Genomic DNA, 19,942 nt, shown 5'->3' on the forward strand with positions numbered 1-19,942 from the left:
AAGCGCATCGCTGCAGCGCACGATCCCCTCGGATCGCGCACCCAACCGGTGCATATTTTCTTTTCATTTTTTTATCTTGACCAAAATGGTGCAACGCAGTAAGGTGTTTCTTACGCTTTGCACCCCCGAAGCATCACCGTCCGCCAGACCGGCACACAAGGCCTGTTCGGTGTGACACGCTTTCATTTGTAGGCAGTTTGCTCCAACCCGCGCCACAAGCGCGAGAGATGCGTCGAGCCGCTACAGACACTCAGCCAAACGAGTTGCGTCCTGCGCCGTTATGAAAGGTACCAATGGGTATCCGGATTGAACGTCGTGACCGCAGAAAGAAGGGAAGCTTGAGCGCTGTAGGGCAATCCGCATTTCGTTAGGAACGAGCATCCGATCAATCTCCCTCTGGGTCTTGAAAGGAATGATTCATGAATAACGAAACATCAGCCCCGATCACCGGCGCTGAAATAGTCGTCCGTTGCCTGGCCGAGGAAGGCGTGAAACACGTCTTTGGCTATCCCGGTGGCGCAGTGCTGTACATCTACGACGCCATCTTCCAGCAAGACAAATTCCAGCACGTCCTGGTGCGCCACGAGCAGGCAGCCGTTCACGCGGCCGACGCCTATTCGCGCAGCTCGAATACCGTGGGCGTGGCCATTGTCACCTCCGGCCCGGGCGTGACGAATGCCGTCACCGGCCTGTCCACCGCCTACATGGATTCGATTCCGATGGTAGTGATCAGCGGCCAGGTGCCAAGCCATGCGATCGGCCAGGATGCCTTCCAGGAATGCGACACGGTCGGCATCACCCGCCCCGTCGTCAAGCATAATTTCCTGGTCAAGGACGTCAAGGACCTCGCGCTCACGATCAAGAAAGCCTTCTTCATTGCCCGTACCGGCCGTCCGGGCCCGGTGCTGGTCGATATTCCGAAGGACATCAGCATGCACAAGTGCATGTTCGAGTATCCGCGCGAAATCGAGATGCGTTCGTACAAACCGGTCGACAAGGGCCACACAGGCCAGATCCGCAAGGCAGTCCAGTTGCTGCAAAACGCCGAACGGCCGATGATTTACGCGGGCGGCGGCGTGATCCTGGCGAATGCCTCGCAGGAACTGAACCGCCTGGTCGACAAGCTCGGCGCCCCGGTCACCAACACGCTGATGGGCCTGGGCGGCTCGCGCGCCAGCGACCCGCATTTTGTCGGCATGCCCGGCATGCACGGTACCTATGAAGCGAACATGGCGATGCAGCATTGCGACGTCCTGATCGCGATCGGCGCGCGTTTTGATGACCGCGTGATCGGCAATCCGAAGCACTTCGCCAGCCATCCGCGCAAGATCATCCACATCGACATCGACCCGTCGTCGATCTCGAAACGGGTGAAGGTCGACATCCCGATCGTCGGCAACGTCAAGGAAGTGCTGACCGAATTCCTGGCGCAGCTCGATGCCGCAGGCGCCGCCCGTGCCAACCCGGAGCAGCTGCGCGCCTGGTGGAAGCAGGTCGACGAATGGCGCGCAATAGACTGCCTGAAGTACGAAGATTCCGATCTCGTGATCAAGCCGCAGTCGGTCATCGAACAACTCTGGAAAGTCACGGATGGCGACGCCTTCATCACCTCCGACGTCGGCCAGCACCAGATGTGGGCTGCCCAGTACTACCCGTTCGACAAGCCACGCCGCTGGATCAATTCCGGGGGGTTGGGCACGATGGGCGTCGGCCTGCCGTTCGCGATGGGCGTGCAGATGGCCAACCCGGATGCGACCGTTGCCTGCGTCACCGGCGAAGGCTCGATCCAGATGTGCATCCAGGAGCTTGCCACCTGCAAGCAATACCACCTGACGCCGAAGATCATCCTGCTGAACAACCGCTTCCTCGGCATGGTGCGCCAGTGGCAGCAGATCGATTACGGTTCGCGCTACTCCGAGTCGTATATGGACTCTTTACCCGACTTCGAGAAGCTGGCCGAAGCCTATGGCCACGTCGGCATGCGCATCGAGAAGCCGTCCGATGTCGAAGGTTCGCTGCGTGACGCTTTTGCGATGAAGGACCGGCTGGTCTTCATGAACTTCATCACCGACCAGAACGAGAACGTCTGGCCAATGGTCAAGGCCGGCAAGGGCTTGTCTGAAATGCTGCTCGGATCGGAGGACCTGTAAATGAGACACATCATCTCGGTTCTCCTCGAGAACGAAGCCGGCGCCCTGTCGCGCGTGGTGGGCCTGTTTTCGGCGCGTGGCTACAACATCGAAACCCTGACCGTGGCGCCGACCGAAGACGCAACGCTCTCGCGCATGACGATCGTGACTTCCGGTTCGGACGACATCATCGAGCAGATCACCAAGCACCTGAATCGCCTGATCGAAGTCGTGAAGGTAGTGGACCTGACCGAAGGCCAGCACATCGAGCGCGAGCTCATGCTGATCAAGGTGCGGGCGGTCGGCAAGGAGCGCGAGGAACTCAAGCGCACTGCCGACATCTTCCGCGGCCGCGTCATCGACGTCACGGAAAAGACCTACACGATCGAACTGACCGGCGCCAAGAGCAAGCTCGATGCCTTCATCGACGCCATCGACCGCTCCTCCATCCTCGAGACCGTTCGTACCGGCGGCTCCGGCATCGGCCGCGGCGAACGCATCCTGAAGGTGTAGGGTGGTCCGCTCCACCTCACTGTACACATGACATGAAACGTCGGCGCCGCCCACGCGTACCGCCCGCACACAACGAACTTTAAAGAATAGGAATGACCATGAAAGTTTTCTACGACAAAGACTGCGACCTCTCCCTCATCAAAGGCAAGAACGTCGCCATCATCGGCTACGGCTCGCAGGGACACGCGCACGCCCAGAACCTCAGTGAATCCGGCGTCAACGTCACCGTCGGCCTGCGCCGCGGCGGCGCTTCCTGGAACAAGGTCGAACAAGCGGGCCTGAAGGTCGCCGAGGTCGACGAGGCAGTCCAGAACGCCGACATCATCATGATCCTGCTGCCGGACGAAAACATCGCCCAGGTCTACAAGGAAAACGTCGAGCCGAACGCGAAGCAGGGCGCCGTGCTCGCCTTTGCCCACGGCTTCAATGTCCACTACGGCCAGGTCGTGCCGCGCGCCGACCTCGACGTGATCATGATCGCGCCAAAGGCCCCTGGCCACACCGTGCGCAGCACCTATAAGGGCGGTGGCGGCGTGCCGCACCTGATCGCCGTCTACCAGGACAAGTCGGGCGCGGCGCGCGATATCGCGCTGTCGTACGCGATGGCCAACGGTGGCGGCCGCGCCGGCATCATCGAGACCAATTTCCGCGAAGAGACCGAGACCGACCTGTTCGGCGAACAGGCCGTGCTGTGCGGCGGCGCTGTCGAACTGATCAAGGCCGGTTTCGAGACCCTGGTCGAAGCGGGCTACGCGCCGGAAATGGCGTATTTCGAGTGCCTGCACGAGCTCAAGCTGATTGTCGACCTGATCTACGAAGGCGGCATCGCCAACATGAACTACTCGATCTCGAACAATGCCGAGTACGGCGAGTACGTGACCGGCCCGCGCATCGTGACCGAAGACACCAAGAACGCGATGCGCCAGTGCCTGAAGGACATCCAGACCGGCGAGTACGCGAAGAGTTTTATTCTCGAGAACAAGGCCGGCGCTCCGACCCTGATCTCGCGCCGTCGCTTGACTTCCGAGCACCAGATCGAGGAAGTCGGCGCCAAGCTGCGCGCGATGATGCCGTGGATCGCGAAGAACAAGCTGGTGGACCAGTCGAAGAACTAAGAGTCAGGACTGGTTTTCGTAAGCGGCCGATCACAGTTGCAACTTTCCATTACAAAATCACGACGGAAAGCAAGGCGACGGTATCGTATAAGTGAAGCCCCCTTTACTTAGCCGGAGAAAACCATGTCCCTTCCAAAACTCATCCTCGCCGCCAGCCTGGTCGCAGCCGCCCACGCCGGTGCGCAAGCCCTGCCGGCGCCAGGCACAGCCGGCACGATGGTCATCGTGCCGGCCAACGGCGAAGTGCGCCACGCCAACGACCAGGCGACGGTGACCTTCGCCGTCGAGGAATTCGACAAGGACAAAGCAGCGGCCGCCGCGCGCGTGAACCGCAAGATGAAAGAGGGCACCGAGATCGTGCGCCGCGCCGATCCGAAAGCCGAGCTCAAGACCCAGGGCTATTACACCTACCCGGTCTATCCGGAGCCGCCGGTGCAGCCGCTGCCTGCAAGCCGCACCCCAATCAAACCGGTGCCGAGCGGCTGGCGCGTCGGGCAATACCTGGAGGTGAAAACGACGAATCTGGCCGAGCTGCCGAAGACGGCGGCCGCGGCCCAGAAGCTGCTGTCGATTAATGGGATCAACTTCGGCCTCGCCCCGGCGACCGAAAAGATGCTCGACGACCGCCGCATTCTCGAAGCCTATCGCAACCTGAACGAACGCATCGTCTCGATCGCGCGCGCGATGGGACGCCAACCCTCGGATGCGGTGCTCGATACGGTCGATTTCGAAGGGTCGGGCAACTATGGCGGCCGGCCCGAGATGCAGATGGCGTCGATGGCGGGCGCGCGCATGAAAGTGGCGGACGACGCGATGCCGGAACCGAGTTTCGAGCCAGGCGAGACGACGCTGCAGATGCGCCTGGTGGGGAAGGTAAAGTTCAACTAAAAAAACAGGTGACGAAGCGCATAGCCCAGGCGTGTCTTGCCAGTAAGACATTACTTGGGACGGATTCAATAGTATCCGTTCGCTAACATGCCGTTCCCGCCTCTATAATGAGGAAACGGCGCTGTAGCGCGATGACTACTTGAATACGGAACCTTATGCCAACTTTCCCACGACGCAAGAAAACTGGTGGAGCGCCCCGAGCGCCACGCTTCTCCCGCCTGAAGCGCTTCGGGCGCCGGGTTGAAGACAAGGGCGGCCCGCGCGGGCGCGGCATTTATTTATTGCCGAACGCCTTCACGACCGCTGCGCTGTTCTGCGGTTTCTACGCGATCGTGATGGCGATGAACCAGCGCTTCGAACACGCCTGCTGGGCCGTGTTCATCGCGATGATTCTCGACGCGCTGGACGGGCGCGTTGCGCGCCTGACGAATACCCAGTCCGAATTCGGCGCGCAGTACGATAGTTTGTCGGACATGGTGTCCTTCGGCGCGGCGCCGGCGCTGGTGATTTACGAATGGTCGCTGCGCGGCCTCGGCAAGTGGGGCTGGATCGCAGCCTTCGTGTATTGCGCCGGGGCGGCGCTGCGCCTGGCGCGCTTCAACACGAATATCGAAGTGGTGGACAAGCGCTTCTTCCAAGGCTTGCCCAGCCCGGCGGCGGCGGGCCTGGTGGTCGGCTTCATCATGTTCATGACCGATCCGGACATCAACATCAGCGCGCGCCAGGTGGACTGGGTGAGCTGGTTCCTCGCTGTCTTCGCCGGCCTGACGATGGTGTCGAACGTACCGTTTTACAGCTTCAAGGACGTGAACTTCCGCAAGTCGGTACCGTTCATCGTGGTATTCCTGATCGCGCTGGCTTTCGCGCTGGTGGCGATCGATCCACCGAAAGTCCTGTGGCCGATTTTTGTCGTGTACGGTTTGTCGGGCTATGTGGTGTTCGTGATCCAGCGCGCCAAAGGCAAGCGGGTCAGCATCATCCCGACCGATGAACCGATCGAGAACGATAAAGTCGAGCGCCGCTAGGGTCCGACAGGGGAGCACGCTGCAGTCGAAGGTGGGGCGGACGGTCCGCAGCTTTGATCATGTGCGCGGTGGTGCCAGCCCCACCCAGCCCGTACTCCAGCGCGTCAATTCCACTTCTGCTTGGTCGCCGGCTGCTCGTCCGCATCGCAACTGGTGATCTTCGGCTTGATCCCATGCTGCATGGTGTCGATGCCGTCCGGCGCATGGTTCGATTCGTAGGTGACGCAGTAGGTACCGTAGGCCGTGATCACGCGGTGACGCCTGCGTCCATACCCCCCGGGGTCGAGGATCTCCTGCGTCTTGGGCGCCTGATACCACTTGTTCGGCGCCATCTCGCCGGCGTAGGCGATGCCGCGCTCCAGTTTCATCTGCGCCGTCTCGATCGGCGCGCGGATGCCGCGTCCCGGATTTTCCTTGCGCAGCGCGCGGTCGGCGGCGCCGGCGGCGGCCCGCGCCTCGCGCAGCAGGTCGGCGCTCGATAAGGTCGGCGCAGGCTGCGCGTCGGCGGCCTGCGCTGCGGGCAGGGTGATCGCCTCGGCGCCCGGCGCCGTCGGCGGCGGGCGTTCCGTCCGCGCCTGCTGGCGTGCCCCCGGTGCAGCGCGTGCGCCGGGGGCGGCTGCCCTGGCAGGGGCAGGCGAAACGGTGACCGGCCGAGCAGATGCAGGCAGCGGCAGCAGGCGCACGAACTGCATGTGCGGCGCTGCGCCATCGTCCTGCACCACGACCGGCCGCGACAGCTGCCACAAGCCGACCAGCAGCACATGCACTGCAAGCGACACGCCGATGCCGGCGAGGTGGCGCGGCTGCTGGAAGGAAGGTTGTGCGCTTGTCATAGGCCTGCAATATACATCCACCACTTGTCACTGTGGAAACAAACGCATATGCATACGAGGCGGCGCCAGGGCGCCAAGGCGCAAGGGTGCGCCACGCCCATCGCCTGGGCCAATATACTCGGTGCATGACCAAACTCATCTACTGCGCCGCGGCAGTGCTGTTCGCCGGCGCCATCGCCGCCTGTTCGCCCCTCACCGTCGTCAATGCCGTCTCGCCGGCCGGCGCCGTGCAGGCCACGGCATCGATCCGCTACGGTGGCGACCCACGCAACATGCTCGACGTCTACCAGCCCGCAGCAGGTGCGAAGAATGCGCCCGTCATCGTCTTTTTCTATGGTGGCAACTGGGTCAGCGGCAAGCGCGACGATTATGCCTTTGTCGGCCGCGCCCTGGCGGCGCGCGGCTTCGTTGTTGTCGTGCCCGATTACCGCCTGTACCCGCAAGTACGCTATCCCGAGTTCCTGATCGATGGCGCTGACGCGCTCGCCTGGACCGCGCGCGAGATCGCGGCCCACGGCGGCGACCCCAACAACATCTTCCTGATGGGCCACAGCGCCGGCGCCTATAACGCGGCCATGCTGGCGCTCGACGCGCGCTGGCTGGGCAAGCAGGGTTTAAAGCCCGACATGCTGCGCGGCTGGATCGGCCTGGCGGGACCCTACGATTTCCTGCCGGTGCAAAACCGCACCACACAGCCCGTGTTCAGTGCACCGAACACGCCGCCGGATTCGCAGCCGCTCTACCACGTGAACGCCGCCTCGCTGCCCGCGCTCCTGATCGCCGCGAAGGAGGATAGTCTCGTCAACCCGACCCGCAATACCGGAGGCATGGCCGCAAAACTGCGCACTGCGCAAGTGCCGGTGCGCGAGGTGTATTACGACGGCGTCACGCACACGACGCTGGTCGCGTCGCTCTCAAGCGCGCTGCAAAAGCTGGCGCCGACGCTCGACGCGGTCGAGGCCTTCGTGCGCAGCGACGGCGGGCGCAAGTAAGGGGCCTGGCAGCGTGGGGCGCTTACCAGCGCCGATCCCGCACCTCGAACATCGGGTCCGGCCCATTCATCATCTGGCGTACGACGCCGGCCTCGTCGAAATGCACGTGCATCAGCGAATTCCACACGCTCGCTTCCTTGTAGCGGTAAGACCAGACCTCGTAGTTGCGCATCCTGACGCGCGACTGCTCGGCCGGGCGGCCGATGGTGCGCAGCACGTCGGCCTTGGTCGCCTGGTCGACCTTGATCGTGGCGAATTTTTCACCCGTGAGCACTTGTTCGTACGACAGCAGGCGTCCGTCCGCGCCGATGCGCGCCATCCAGGTGAACTGGCCGAACGGCCCGGTCGCATACTCGAGCACCTGGCCGCCGGCAGCTAGCGGGTAGCTGCTTGTCGGTTGCCCCAGCTTCGCTGTAACGGCCGCGACCGGTTCGCCCACGGCGGGCGCTTCGCGAAACAGTGGCCCGGCGCAACCGGTCAGGAACAGTGCCGCGCACAGCGTTGTCATCTTCAAAATAGTACGCATGGAAATCCCCGCAAAAAGCTGTGAAAACCCCATGATGCCTGAACCCGTCCGCAGCAAAAGCTGGTGACGCCAACTGTTTTCGCATATACTGGCGGGTCTGTCCGCAAGGGCAGCGTTTTTTAATCAAATCACGGTGCGCTGGGTTACGACTCTTGCACCGCATGTGAAAGGTAACATCATGTCCGTAGAAAACATCAACAAGTCGGCAATCATCGCCGACAACGCACGTGGCCAAAACGACACCGGCTCGCCGGAAGTCCAGGTCGCACTGCTGACCGCACGCATCAACGAACTGAACGGCCACTTCAAAGCCCACCAGAAAGACCACCACTCCCGCCGCGGCCTGATCATGATGGTCAACCGTCGTAAGAGCCTGCTGTCTTACCTGAAGAGCAAAGACCTGAACCGTTACCGCGACCTGATCGCCAAACTCGGCCTGCGTAAGTAATTTTTGCGCCAGACGGTTTAGTCAAAGAAATGCCTGCGTCAGTGCTGCTGTCGCGGGCATTTTTTGTTTTACGGATTCTGTTGAATGAATAAACGGCCTACGAGGCTCCCTTGACAGGGTTCCTTTTCAGCCGTACGCGGTGAGGTGAACGACAGCTCCTGAAAATCTGTCGGCAATTAGAAAGGGATTACCAATGTTTAACAAAGTTACGAAGACCTTCCAGTACGGCCAACACACCGTCACCCTGGAAACTGGTGAAATCGCTCGTCAGGCATCCGGCGCCGTGCTGGTGTCGGTGGAAGACACCGTCGTGCTGGCTACCGTCGTCGCCCGCAAGGACGCCAAGCCGGGCCAGGACTTCTTCCCGCTGACCGTCGATTACATCGAAAAAACGTATGCTGCCGGTAAAATCCCGGGCGGTTTCTTCAAGCGCGAAGGCCGTCCTTCCGAAAAAGAAACGCTCACCTCGCGCCTGATCGACCGTCCGATCCGTCCGCTGTTCCCGGAAGGCTACCTGAACGAAGTCCAGGTCATCATCCACGTGCTGTCGGTCAACCCTGAAATCGATCCGGACATCCCGGCGATGATCGGCGCCTCGGCCGCCCTGTGTGTCGCCGGCGTCCCGTTCAACGGCCCGATCGGCGCCGCCCGCGTCGGCTACGCCAACGGCCAGTACATCCTGAACCCGAGCACCACCCAGCTGAAAACCTCGCAGATGGACCTCGTCGTCGCCGGTACCGAAACGGCCGTGCTGATGGTCGAATCGGAAGCGCAGCAACTGTCGGAAGAAATCATGCTGGGCGCGGTCGTCTTCGGCCACGACCAGATGCGCGTCGTCATCGATGCGATCCACGACCTGGTCGCCGAAGGCGGCAAGCCGGAAGTCGAGTGGCTTGCCCCTGCCAAGAACGAAACCCTGATCGCTCAAGTGAGCGAGCTGGCATCGGCAAAAATCCGCGATGCTTACCAGACCCGCGAAAAATCGGCACGCCAGCAAAAGCTGAAGTCGCTGTCGAGCGAAGTCATGGCGGCCCTGTCCGAGCAAGGCATCCAGGCCGATTCCGGCGACGTCGGCAATATCCTGTTCGACATGGAAGCCAAGGTCGTGCGTACCCAGATCCTGGACGGCGAGCCACGCATCGACGGCCGCGACACGCGCACCGTGCGTCCGATCGCGATCCGTACCGGCGTGCTGCCGCGTACCCACGGTTCGGCCCTGTTCACCCGCGGCGAAACCCAGGCGCTGGTCATCGCGACCCTCGGCACCGCCCGTGACAGCCAGAAGATCGACGCGCTGATGGGCGAGTACACCGACGACTTCATGATGCACTACAACATGCCTCCGTTCGCCACCGGCGAAACCGGCCGTGTCGGCACCCCGAAGCGCCGCGAAATCGGCCACGGCCGCCTGGCCAAGCGCGCACTCGTCGCTGCCCTGCCTAACCCGGAAGATTTCAGCTACTCGGTGCGCCTGGTGTCGGAAATTACCGAATCGAACGGTTCCTCGTCGATGGCATCGGTCTGCGGCGGCTGCCTGGCACTGATGGACGCCGGTGTGCCGATGAAGGCGCACGTCGCCGGCATCGCCATGGGCCTGATCAAGGAAGGCGGCAAGTTCGCCGTCCTGACCGACATCCTCGGCGACGAAGATCACCTGGGCGACATGGACTTCAAGGTGGCCGGTACCCCAGCGGGTATCACGGCGCTGCAGATGGACATCAAGATCATGGGCATCACCAAGGAGATCATGCAGGTGGCACTGGCGCAAGCCAAGGAAGCCCGCCACCACATCCTGGCCGAGATGCAGAAGGCCGTGCCGAACGTGAAGACCGAACTGTCGGACTTCGCACCACGCCTGATCACGATCAAGATCAATCCTGAGAAGATCCGTGACGTCATCGGCAAGGGCGGCGCCGTCATCCGCGCGCTGACCGAAGAGACCGGCACCCAGATCGACATCACCGACGAAGGCATCGTGACCATCGCCTCGGTAGACGCCGCCGCCGGCCAGGAAGCCAAGCGCCGCATCGAAGAACTGACGGCATCGGTCGAAGTGGGCAAGACCTACGACGGCACCGTCCTGAAACTGCTGGACTTCGGCGCCATCGTGCAAGTCATGCCTGGTAAAGACGGCCTGCTGCACATCTCGCAGATCGCCAACGAGCGTGTCAACGCCGTTGCCGACTACCTGAAAGAAGGCCAGCAAGTGCGCGTCAAGGTCCTCGAGACCGACGAGCGCGGCCGTCTGAAGCTGTCGATGAAGGCGGCTGATCCGGCGGAAGCTGCAGCGCAGTAAGTTATCCCATCAGCGGTTCGCCGTTGAATGAAAAAACCGCCAGTGCGTGAGCCTGGCGGTTTTTTTTTATGTCCGGTATCGGGTGCTGACCGGCAAGCTGCGCGCTTCGCGTCATGCGAGTCGCGCGCTTGCGGTAGCGGGCGCCGGCCTGTCAGGCCAGTTTCGAGACCAGCAATACCAGCAGCGCGACGACGATACCGAATTTGGTACCGGAAATGAAACTGGCATACACCGGGTTGCGCCGGTACAGAAACTTTTCAGGCCGACCGAATAGTGACTTCATCTAGCTTCTCCTTGGGATAAGCATCCCCGTTGTGCAGAGGTGTGAGCAGTGTCGTCATCCTCACGTCCCGTGGAGCGCATCGGCGCGACACATCAGGCTAACAATTCCCTCAGAGCATAACATTGTCGAAGATCAAAGTTAAGCGCTCGGGAGCGAGGTAGACGCTCCACCGGGACGCGTTTGCCGCTGGCGCACGAAGCAGAATAGGGTGTGGTGGGTCGGGCGCCGAATTGCCCCCCGCTCCGCACAAGTGTTACCTGGAAATGTAGCCGAAAGTGTTATAGTCAACGATTATCAAATTGCGGAGCAGCTCGTGCGAAATTCGGGCGCATCCGTGCAGTGACGACCAAACCTAGGACCCAATCGATGACGACGAAAGACAACGCCACCCGTATCAGCCAGATTATCCAGGAGCATGAGGCCGAAATCGGCTCGCAGTGGATTTCCCAGCTTGAAGCGATGCTCGTGCGCGGCTCCAGCAGCTCGCGCGAACAACTGCGCAACCATTGCAAGCAGTTCCTCTCGGCCTTTGCGATCGCCACCGGCGATGGCGAAATCGAGAACATCGAACACCGTTCGTGGGACGAAGTGCGCGACCTGCTGACCGACATCTCGTCGACCCGCGCGAAAAGCGGCTCGACGCCGAGCGAGACCGCCAGCTTCGTGTTTTCGCTCAAGCAGCCGCTGTTCGCCCAGCTGACGACCGCCTTTGCCGAAGAACCGGCGACCCTGGCCGCCGCATCGTGGGCCATCAGCTCGCTGCTCGACAAATTCGGCCTGTACACCATCGAGGTGTTCCAGAAAGCGCGCGACCAGATCATCGTGCGCCAGCAGCAGGAGCTGCTCGAGCTGTCGACCCCGGTGGTAAAACTGTGGAACGGTATCCTGGCGCTGCCGCTGATCGGCACGCTGGACTCGGCCCGCACCCAGGTGGTGATGGAAAACATCCTGCAAAAGATCGTCGATACCGGCGCCGAGATCGCCATCATCGACATCACCGGCGTGCCGATGGTCGACACCCTGGTGGCCCAGCACCTGATGAAGACGATCGCCGCCGCGCGCCTGATGGGCGCCGACTGCATCATCAGCGGCATTCGCCCGCAGATCGCCCAGACCATCGTCCACCTGGGCGTGAACCTGGAAGACGTCGTCACCAAGGCCACCCTGGCCGACGCTTTCCTGGTCGCCCTCGAACGCACCGGCGCTTCGGTCAGCATCGGCAAGAAGAACGGATAAGGGTCGCGACACGATGGAACGCATTCCTATCCTGCGCATGGGTGACCTGCTCCTGGTCACCATTCAGGTCGACATGCACGACCGCCTGGCCATGACCTTGCAGGACGACCTGACCGAGCGTATCGTGCGCGATAACGCCAAGGGCGTGCTGATCGACATTTCGGCGCTCGACCTGGTCGATTCCTTCATTGGGCGTATGATCAGCAATACTGCGGCGATGGCGCGCGTGCTCGACGCCCAGACGGTCGTGGTCGGCATGCAGCCGGCCGTCGCGATTACCCTGGTCGAGCTGGGCCTGACCCTGCACGGGGTAAAGACTGCGCTGAACGTCGAGAAGGGCATGGTTCTGCTCGGGAAGAACCTGAATAGATGAGCACTGCGAATGATCCCGCAGTTGATTTCGAGTCCGACTTGCTGGAGCGTAATGGCAGGCAGCGTGTCGAGCGCATCAGCCTGCCCCTGCGCACCGACGAAGACGTTGTCTACCTGCGCAAGCAGGTGCGCGAACGTGCCGTGGCCATCGGCCTGTCCCTGGTCGACCAGACCAAGCTCATCACCGCTGCGAGCGAACTGGCCCGCAATACGATCAAGTATGGCGGCGGCGGTGGTGCGCACCTCGACAAGCTGACCGACGGCTTGCGTCAGGGCGTTGGCCTGGTCTTCGTCGACAGCGGTCCCGGCATTGTCGATCTCACGCTGGCGCTGCGCGACGGCTACACCACTGGCGGCGGCCTGGGCCTTGGCCTGGGCGGCTCGAAACGCCTTGTCGACGAATTCGACATCGATACCCGTCCCGGAGAAGGGACCGCCATTGCGGTCGTCAAATGGAAACGCTGATCAGCTCCCTGAGCACCCAACATGCCTTTCCGATCGTGCACGCCAGCGACATCTCGGCGGCGCGCCGCGCCGGGCAGAAGATGGCACTCGAACTCGGTTTCAATGAAACGCGCGCTGGCCAGCTGGCCCTGATCGTCACCGAGGCCGGCACCAACCTGCTCAAGCATGCGGGCGAGGGCGTGCTGTACCTGAGTCCGGCGCAGTCCGCAGGCGTGACCGGGGTCGACGTGCTGGCGGTGGACAACGGCCCCGGCATCGACGATGTCGATGCCTGCCTGCGCGACGGCATGTCGACTGCCGGCACCTCGGGTACCGGGCTGGGCGCGCTGCGCCGCCTGTCCGACGAATTCGACGTCTGGTCGGAGCCCGGCGACGGCGCCCTGTTCTTCATGCGCCTGTGGCGCGACGAAGCGGCGCCAGGCCTGTGCGGGGTCGAGGTCGGCGCATTGACCGTGCCCCTGGCCGGCGAAGAAGAATGCGGCGACGGCTGGGGCGTGGCCTGCGACGCCAAGGGCGCCAGCTTGCTCGCGGTCGATGGCCTCGGCCACGGTCCGCTGGCCGCGGCCGCTGCGCAGGCGGCCTTGCGCGAGCTGCAGCGCTTACCGGGCGCTGAGCCTACCGCACTGGTCAACGCGGCGCACGACGCCCTGCGCGGCACCCGCGGCGCGGCGCTGGCGGCGGCGCGCATCGACTTCGAGAACGACGTCGTGCGCCTGGCCGGCATCGGCAACATCGGCGCCTATGTGATCGACGGCGACAGCCGGCGCGCGCTGGTCTCGCACAACGGCATCGTCGGCCACAACATGCGCAGGGTGCAGGAATTCTCGGCCCCTTGCCCGCCCGGCGCCCTGTGCATCCTGCATTCGGACGGCATCCAGACCCAGTGGGACCTGGACCGCTATCCGGGCCTGATGGCGAGAAGTCCGGCGCTGGTGGCGGCGATGCTGATGCGCGACTTCATCCGCCGCCGCGACGACGCCATGGTGATGGTCGTGCGCCGGCGCTCGGGACGCTGATGAGCCAGCGCATCCTGGCCGTCGCTCTCGAGAGCGACAAGGATGTGGTGCTGGTGCGCCAGCGCGCTCGCCAGGTCTCGGCGCTGCTCGGCTTTAACAAGCAGGACCAGGTGCGCATCGCCACGGCCATCTCCGAAGTGGCGCGCGCCGCCAGCTACGGCGGCGCCGGCGGACGCGCGCTCTTCGCACTCGGCGACCTCCACCACCGTCAGCAGCTCGAGGTGCTGGTCAGCGCCGCCAGCGTGCCGGCGCCGGGCAGCGAAGCGGCTGCACTGACGGAAGTCGCGCTGGTGACCGCGCGCCGCCTGATGGATGGGTGCGACATCGACAGCGCTACTGGCATGCCGATCGTGCGCATGCGCAAATCGCTGCCGCCGCAGGTGCCGGTCAGCCCGACGCGCCTGGCCCAGATCGCCACCGAACTGGCGGCCACGCCGACCGGCAACTCCTACGAGGAAGTGCAGCAGCAGAACCGCGAACTGGTCGAGACACTGGCCGAACTGCGCGAGCGCCAGGAAGACCTGCTGTCGCTGACGCGCGAACTGGAAGACACGAACCGCGGCATCGTCGCCCTGTACGCCGAAATCGAAGACAAGGCCGAGCACCTGCGCCGCGCCGACGAGATGAAATCACGCTTCCTGTCGAACACCAGCCACGAGCTGCGTACGCCCCTGTCGTCGATTCGGGCGCTGTCGAAGCTCCTGCTCGACCGCATGGACGGCGAACTGACACCCGAGCAGGAACACCAGGTCGGGCTGATAGAGCGCACCGCCACCGAAATGTCGGAGCTGGTCAACGACTTGCTCGACCTGGCCAAGATCGAAGCGGGCCGGGTCGAGCCGCAGACGGAGCCGGTCGTGGTCGAGAACCTGTTCCGCGCCTTGCGAGGCATGCTGCGCCCGCTGGTCGACACCGAGCACGTCGAGCTGGTGTTCGACGGCGGCGGTGTCGAAAGACCGTTCGAATCGGACGAGACCATGCTGGCCCAGATCCTGCGCAATTTCATCGCGAACGCGCTCAAGTTCACCGAGCGGGGCTCGGTGCGTGTCACCGCGGACGAGGACGAGGCCGCCGGCACCATCACGTTCGCCGTGACCGACACCGGCATCGGCATCGATGCCGACCACCTGCACCTGATTTTCGAGGAGTTCGCGCAAGTCGAAAACCCGCTGCAACGGCGCAGCAAGGGCACGGGCCTGGGCCTGCCGCTGTGCCGGCGCCTGGCCGGGCTGCTTGGCGGCCACGTCGACGTCGTCAGCCGGCCCGGCGTGGGCTCGACCTTCATCCTGACGCTGCCGCGTCACTTCCCCCATCCGGCGCCAGCGAGCACCTGACGATACCGACACATGACAGCCCATTCCCCCCTCATCCTCAACGTCGACGACAACGACGGCGCGCGCTACGCGAAGACCCGCATCCTCAAAAGCGCGGGCTTCCGCGTGCTCGAAGCGGCCAACGGCACCGATGCGCTGGCGATGGCGCGCGAAGAAGAGCTGGCGCTGGTATTGCTGGATGTGAAGCTGCCCGACATCAATGGCATCGAGGTGTGCCGGCGCATCAAGGCCGACCCCGACACGAACTGCGTGCTGGTGCTCCAGACCTCGGCCGCGCTGACAAACCGTGCCGACCGGATCCGAGGCCTCGAGGGTGGCGCCGACAATTACCTTGCCGCGCCGATCGAAGCCGACGAGCTCATTGCCAATGTCAACGCGCTGCTGCGCATGCGCCAGACCCAGGACGACCTGCGCGAGAGCGAGGAGCGCTTCCGCCAGCTGACCGACAACATCGAGGACGTGTTCTGGATGTTCTCGGCGCCGGACGGCGTGCTGGCCTATGTCAGCCCGGCCTACGCGACGATCTGGCGCCGTAGCGTCGACACGCTCAGGCGCCAGCACGCCAGCTGGCTCGACGCCGTCCATCCGGACGACCGCGCGCGCCTTGCCGGACGCTGGGCGGCGCTGGCGACCCAGCCGCACTACGAAGAGGAGTTCCGCCTGGTGCTGCCGGACGGCGCGACGCGCTGGGTGCGTGACCGTCTGTTCGCGGTGCGTAACGCGCGCGGCGAGGTCTACCGCGTGGCGCGCGTGACCAGCGACGTCTCGGCAAGGCGGGAAATGGAAGCGCTGCTGCGCGCGGCCGACGCCAACAAGAACCAGTTCCTCGCAACTCTCGCGCACGAGCTGCGCAATCCCCTCAGCCCGATCCGCAATGCCGCCACGCTGCTTGGCGTCGGTGGCGAGAATGCGGCTGAGCGCCACGCCCATGCGCGCGAAGTCATCCTGCGCCAGGTCGACCACCTGGCGCACCTGGTCGACGACCTGCTCGACGTGGCGCGCATCTCGGAAGGCAAGATCGTGCTGCGGCGCGAAGAAGTCAACCTCGGCGCCGTGATCGCCCAGGCGATCGAGACCGCCGGCCCGCTGATTGCCGCGCGCGGCCACAAGCTGGCGGTGAAACAGCCGGACGGCCAGGTCTGGGTCGCGGGCGACCCGGTGCGCCTGGCGCAGTCGATGGGCAACCTGCTGCACAACGCCGCCAAGTTCACGCCGAAGGGCGGCGAGATCACCCTTGAGGTCACGCTGCACGGCGACGACGTCCACATCTCGGTCATCGATAACGGCATCGGTATCGCCGAGGACAACCTGCCGCGCATCTTCGCCATGTTCGCGCAGGCGGCGGTGCCGCCGGACCGCGCGCCGGAAGGGCTCGGCATCGGCTTGTCGCTGGTGTCGCGCCTGCTCGAGATGCACGGCGGCCAGCTGCGCGCCGCAAGCCCGGGCATCGGCTTGGGCAGTACCTTCACGGTGGAGCTGCCGATTTTGCGAACCGACGGGTCCGAGTCGGCCGCCGGCAGCAGCGCCGGGGAGAGCGGCAGCGCTTGCGGCCTGCGCGTGCTGCTGGTGGACGACAATATCGACGCCATGGAGATGATGGGCTTCCTGCTGACCGAAATGGGCCACGAAACCTGGACCACGTCGGACGCGAGCGAGATCGAGGCGCTGGCGCTGCGCCACCGGCCGCAGGTGATCGTGCTCGACATCGGCCTGCCGGGCGCGGACGGCTACCAGCTGGCGCGCATGCTCAAGGCGAATCCGGAGCTGACCCACATCCGCCTGGTCGCGCATACCGGCTACGGCTCGCCCGAAGACCGGCGCCGGGCCCAGGAAGCGGGCTTCGACGCCCACCTGGTCAAGCCGGCCGAGCTGGAAGACCTGGAAAAGGCGCTGCGCGGCTAAACCGTGCGCGGCGGTGAACTTACCGCCCCTCGGCCTCTCTTAATGAAACCAGCGACGTCATCCCGACGCCTGCGGGCTAGCCCAGGAGATCCGCCATGGTACAGCTTTCGACGCCCGGCACGCCGCTCGTGCTGGCCTGCGCGCAACTGAAGCGCAATACGCCGGCCGAGGTGGCCCAGGCCAACACTCCGTGGCGCGAAGCCTCGCTCGAATCCTGGCGCCGCCGCAACGCGGTGCTCGATGCCGTCTTCTACGACCTGAAAGTCATCGACCCGCAGGAGGCGGCCGCGCTCGCTCCCTGGCTGGCGCGCGAAGGCGCCTTGCTGATCGTGCCGCCCTCGGGCGCCGGCATGCTGCGCCTGTGCCTGGACATCGACGACTTCGCGAAAGAAGGCGGCGCCGGCACCCGCATCCTCGCCGTGGCCGGCGTCGGCAGCTCGGCACTCGGCACGGCCGCCTTTGCGCGCAACGTGGCCGACGCCTTCGGCGAACCGGTGGCGGCGGTGGTATCGGGCTATGGCCTGGCCGACCTGTTCACGGAAGCGCTCGGGGGCTGGTTCTGGTTCGGTACGCTGAACCGCATGCGCCACACGTTCGAACAGATCGACGAGCTCACGCGCGGCACCGTCTTCGACATCAGCCTTGCCGCCCCGCCGAACGTGGCCCACGCCAGCCTCGATACGCGCATGCTGTGCGCCCTGCTCACCGACAGCCGCTTTCGCTTTGGCCTCCTGACCGGGCATTCGAAAGGCAACCTGGTGATTTCGGAAGCGCTGTATGCGCTGCACGATGCCGGGGCCGACGCGCACCTGGCCGACATCGGCATCGTTACGGTCTCGGCGGCGATCGCCATGCCGCCGCGCTACCGCAAGATCATCGATGTGATGGGGGAGGTCGACTGGTTCGGAACCATGAATTCGAATTCGGCGATCAATGTGGAGGTCCGGCCGAAGAACGCGTGGCACCACACGAATACGGAGTTGATGTGCCACCTGCCGGTGCAGGAGGTGATGAGTGCCTTGCGGCGGGAGAGGGGAGCGGCGTTGCTGCATTAAGCAGGCGCGGGCTCGGAAATGCCGCACCAGAAAAAATGCCCGCACGCGGCGGGCATCGAACCGGACAAGCCGTCTTACTTCTCGCTGACCTTGAACTCGCCGAACGGCTTGAGCTGCTCGCCCACCGCCGCCGGGTCGCCGACCACGACGATCGACTGCGACTCCGGTGCGAAATACTTCTTCGACACATCGCGCACCTGCTGCGGCGTCACCTTCTGGACCAGCGGCACGTACTGGCCGAGGAATTCAGGCGGCAGGCCGATCAGCCAGTTCTGCGCCAGCGTGTTGGCGACCGCGCCTTGCAGCTGGTTGTTGATCAGGTAGCTGCCGGCGACATAACGCTTGTTCATCGTCATTTCGTCCGCGGGCACCAGCTCGCTGCCGATGCGCTTGTACTCGTTAAAGTACTCGGTCAAAGCCGCACCGGTGACTTCGTTGCGCACGTCGGCGCCGCCGACGATCGCACCGCCCACGCGGTTCATGCGCGCACCGGCCGAGGCGCCGTAGGTGTAACCCTTCTGCTCGCGCAGGTTCAGGTTCACGCGGCTCGAGAAGCCGCCGCCGAGGATGGTGCTGGCCAGGCGCAGCGGCACCTGTTCGTCGGCGCTGGCCTGGATGCCGGGAGCGCCGACGCGGATGGTCGACTGCACGCTGCCATCGCGGGCAAGCAGGACGCGCGCCGGCTTGGCCGCACGCGGCGCCGGTGCGGTGTCTGCCAGTCCCACGCCTTCGGCCTTCCAGTCGCCGAACGCAGCCTGGGCCAGCTTCATCGCGTCACGCTCGTTAATGCGGCCGCTGATCACCAGCAGCGTGCGGTCCGGACGGAAGCGCCTGGCGTGTTCGCTACGCAGCATGTCCTGCGTCACCGAGTTGATCGCTTCGGCGGTCGGCTGGGTGTGGCCGTACGGGTGCTCGCCGTAGACGGCCTGGTTGATCGCGCGCTCGGCGCGAAAACGCGGCGTGGCCTCGAGCGCGCGCAGGCCCTGGAGCGCGTTGGCCTTGGCCAGTTCGACTTCCCTGGCCGGGAAGTTCGGGGTGCGCGCGACTTCGGCCAGCAGCGCCATCATGCCCGCCGCCTGCGAGGAGACGGCGTTGGCCGATACGGAGATGCCGTCCGAGGCCGCGCCCGCAGCCACCGAGCCGCCCATGCCCTGGGCCGCTTCGGCGATGGCGCGCGAGTCGCGCCTGGCGCTGCCTTCGTTGATCATCCCGGCCAGCAGGTTGGCGAAGCCCGGATTGTCGCTGGCGTCGGCGGCAAAGCCGGCGCCGCGCACCGCCAGCACGTAGTCCACGCGCGGCAGGCCACGGCGCGGCACGACCCAAACGGTCATGCCGTTGGCGAGGGTCTTCTTGACGATCTTCGGCGTAGGGATCGGCTTGTCGGCGCCGTAGGCGGGCATGGCGGAGGAAGGGGACGGCGCTCTTGCCGCGGACGGGGCGTCCGCAGCAAAAGCCGCCGGTGCGAAGGCCAGCGAAACGGCCAGTGTCAGCATCAGTTTTTTCATCGATGCGCT

19 protein-coding genes are annotated in these 19,942 nt (G+C 64.3%); 15 read left to right on the forward strand and 4 right to left on the reverse strand.

What is annotated here, in order from left to right:
- Positions 1–419: 419 nt before the first annotated feature.
- From ACHAC9_RS06345 to pssA, 5 genes are all read left to right on the forward strand, one after another.
- A complete protein-coding gene (locus ACHAC9_RS06345; RefSeq protein WP_435758271.1) occupies positions 420–2,150 on the forward strand; it encodes an acetolactate synthase 3 catalytic subunit in 1,731 nt (576 codons plus the stop codon).
- A complete protein-coding gene (gene ilvN / locus ACHAC9_RS06350; protein WP_435758273.1) occupies positions 2,151–2,642 on the forward strand; it encodes an acetolactate synthase small subunit in 492 nt (163 codons plus the stop codon).
- A gap of 98 nt (positions 2,643–2,740) precedes the next feature.
- Positions 2,741–3,757, forward strand: a complete 1,017-nt coding sequence (gene ilvC / locus ACHAC9_RS06355; RefSeq protein ID WP_435758275.1) for a ketol-acid reductoisomerase — start codon at positions 2,741–2,743, stop codon at positions 3,755–3,757.
- Between the two features lie 123 nt (positions 3,758–3,880).
- Positions 3,881–4,645 (forward strand): SIMPL domain-containing protein, encoded by a 765-nt coding sequence (locus ACHAC9_RS06360; protein ID WP_435758277.1) that lies wholly within the window; start codon positions 3,881–3,883, stop codon positions 4,643–4,645.
- A gap of 155 nt (positions 4,646–4,800) precedes the next feature.
- Entirely contained in the window at positions 4,801–5,670 is an 870-nt protein-coding gene (gene pssA, locus ACHAC9_RS06365) for a CDP-diacylglycerol--serine O-phosphatidyltransferase (protein WP_435758279.1), read from the forward strand.
- A gap of 104 nt (positions 5,671–5,774) precedes the next feature.
- Here pssA and ACHAC9_RS06370 read toward each other — a convergent pair whose 3' ends face one another.
- Positions 5,775–6,503 (reverse strand): hypothetical protein, encoded by a 729-nt coding sequence (locus tag ACHAC9_RS06370; protein WP_435758281.1) that lies wholly within the window; start codon positions 6,501–6,503, stop codon positions 5,775–5,777.
- A 125-nt stretch (positions 6,504–6,628) separates the two neighbouring features.
- Here ACHAC9_RS06370 and ACHAC9_RS06375 point away from each other — a divergent pair, with 125 nt between their 5' ends.
- A complete protein-coding gene (locus ACHAC9_RS06375; protein WP_435758283.1) occupies positions 6,629–7,495 on the forward strand; it encodes an alpha/beta hydrolase in 867 nt (288 codons plus the stop codon).
- Positions 7,496–7,517: 22 nt separating this feature from the next.
- Here the strand turns inward: ACHAC9_RS06375 and ACHAC9_RS06380 are convergent, their stop codons facing one another.
- Positions 7,518–8,021, reverse strand: coding sequence for a hypothetical protein (locus ACHAC9_RS06380; protein ID WP_435758285.1), 504 nt, complete (start codon positions 8,019–8,021; stop codon positions 7,518–7,520).
- 178 nt (positions 8,022–8,199) lie between these two features.
- Between ACHAC9_RS06380 and rpsO the strand changes: the two genes are divergently transcribed.
- Positions 8,200–8,469, forward strand: a complete 270-nt coding sequence (rpsO, locus tag ACHAC9_RS06385; RefSeq protein ID WP_192055423.1) for a 30S ribosomal protein S15 — start codon at positions 8,200–8,202, stop codon at positions 8,467–8,469.
- A gap of 193 nt (positions 8,470–8,662) precedes the next feature.
- On the forward strand, positions 8,663–10,765 hold the full coding sequence (gene pnp / locus ACHAC9_RS06390) for a polyribonucleotide nucleotidyltransferase (protein ID WP_435758288.1): 2,103 nt from the start codon (positions 8,663–8,665) through the stop codon (positions 10,763–10,765).
- A gap of 151 nt (positions 10,766–10,916) precedes the next feature.
- Here the strand turns inward: pnp and ACHAC9_RS06395 are convergent, their stop codons facing one another.
- Entirely contained in the window at positions 10,917–11,048 is a 132-nt protein-coding gene (locus ACHAC9_RS06395) for a hypothetical protein (protein ID WP_435758290.1), read from the reverse strand.
- A 366-nt stretch (positions 11,049–11,414) separates the two neighbouring features.
- Between ACHAC9_RS06395 and ACHAC9_RS06400 the strand changes: the two genes are divergently transcribed.
- The 7 genes from ACHAC9_RS06400 (at position 11,415) to ACHAC9_RS06430 (ending at position 18,428) form a co-directional block, all read left to right on the forward strand.
- The gene (locus ACHAC9_RS06400; protein WP_435758292.1) at positions 11,415–12,284 is read left to right on the forward strand and encodes an STAS domain-containing protein; all 870 of its coding nucleotides are present in this window, start codon (positions 11,415–11,417) and stop codon (positions 12,282–12,284) included.
- Positions 12,285–12,297: 13 nt separating this feature from the next.
- Positions 12,298–12,657, forward strand: a complete 360-nt coding sequence (locus ACHAC9_RS06405; protein ID WP_435758294.1) for an STAS domain-containing protein — start codon at positions 12,298–12,300, stop codon at positions 12,655–12,657.
- The gene (locus ACHAC9_RS06410) at positions 12,654–13,121 is read left to right on the forward strand and encodes an anti-sigma regulatory factor (protein ID WP_435758296.1); all 468 of its coding nucleotides are present in this window, start codon (positions 12,654–12,656) and stop codon (positions 13,119–13,121) included. The genes ACHAC9_RS06405 and ACHAC9_RS06410 overlap by 4 nt, the downstream gene beginning before the upstream one ends.
- Entirely contained in the window at positions 13,109–14,137 is a 1,029-nt protein-coding gene (locus ACHAC9_RS06415; RefSeq protein ID WP_435758298.1) for an ATP-binding SpoIIE family protein phosphatase, read from the forward strand. The genes ACHAC9_RS06410 and ACHAC9_RS06415 overlap by 13 nt, the downstream gene beginning before the upstream one ends.
- The gene (locus tag ACHAC9_RS06420; RefSeq protein WP_435758300.1) at positions 14,137–15,471 is read left to right on the forward strand and encodes an ATP-binding protein; all 1,335 of its coding nucleotides are present in this window, start codon (positions 14,137–14,139) and stop codon (positions 15,469–15,471) included. The genes ACHAC9_RS06415 and ACHAC9_RS06420 overlap by 1 nt, the downstream gene beginning before the upstream one ends.
- Before the next feature lie 12 nt (positions 15,472–15,483).
- The gene (locus ACHAC9_RS06425) at positions 15,484–17,373 is read left to right on the forward strand and encodes a hybrid sensor histidine kinase/response regulator (protein WP_435758302.1); all 1,890 of its coding nucleotides are present in this window, start codon (positions 15,484–15,486) and stop codon (positions 17,371–17,373) included.
- A gap of 95 nt (positions 17,374–17,468) precedes the next feature.
- A complete protein-coding gene (locus ACHAC9_RS06430; protein ID WP_435758304.1) occupies positions 17,469–18,428 on the forward strand; it encodes a hypothetical protein in 960 nt (319 codons plus the stop codon).
- A gap of 74 nt (positions 18,429–18,502) precedes the next feature.
- On the opposite strand, the gene ACHAC9_RS06435 is transcribed toward ACHAC9_RS06430, so the two are convergent.
- Complete coding sequence (locus tag ACHAC9_RS06435; RefSeq protein WP_435758306.1) at positions 18,503–19,933, reverse strand: M16 family metallopeptidase; 1,431 nt, start codon at positions 19,931–19,933, stop codon at positions 18,503–18,505.
- Positions 19,934–19,942 lie beyond the last annotated feature (9 nt).

It is taken from the genome of Massilia sp. CMS3.1 (genome assembly GCF_051262535.1).
GTDB lineage: Bacteria > Pseudomonadota > Gammaproteobacteria > Burkholderiales > Burkholderiaceae_D > Telluria.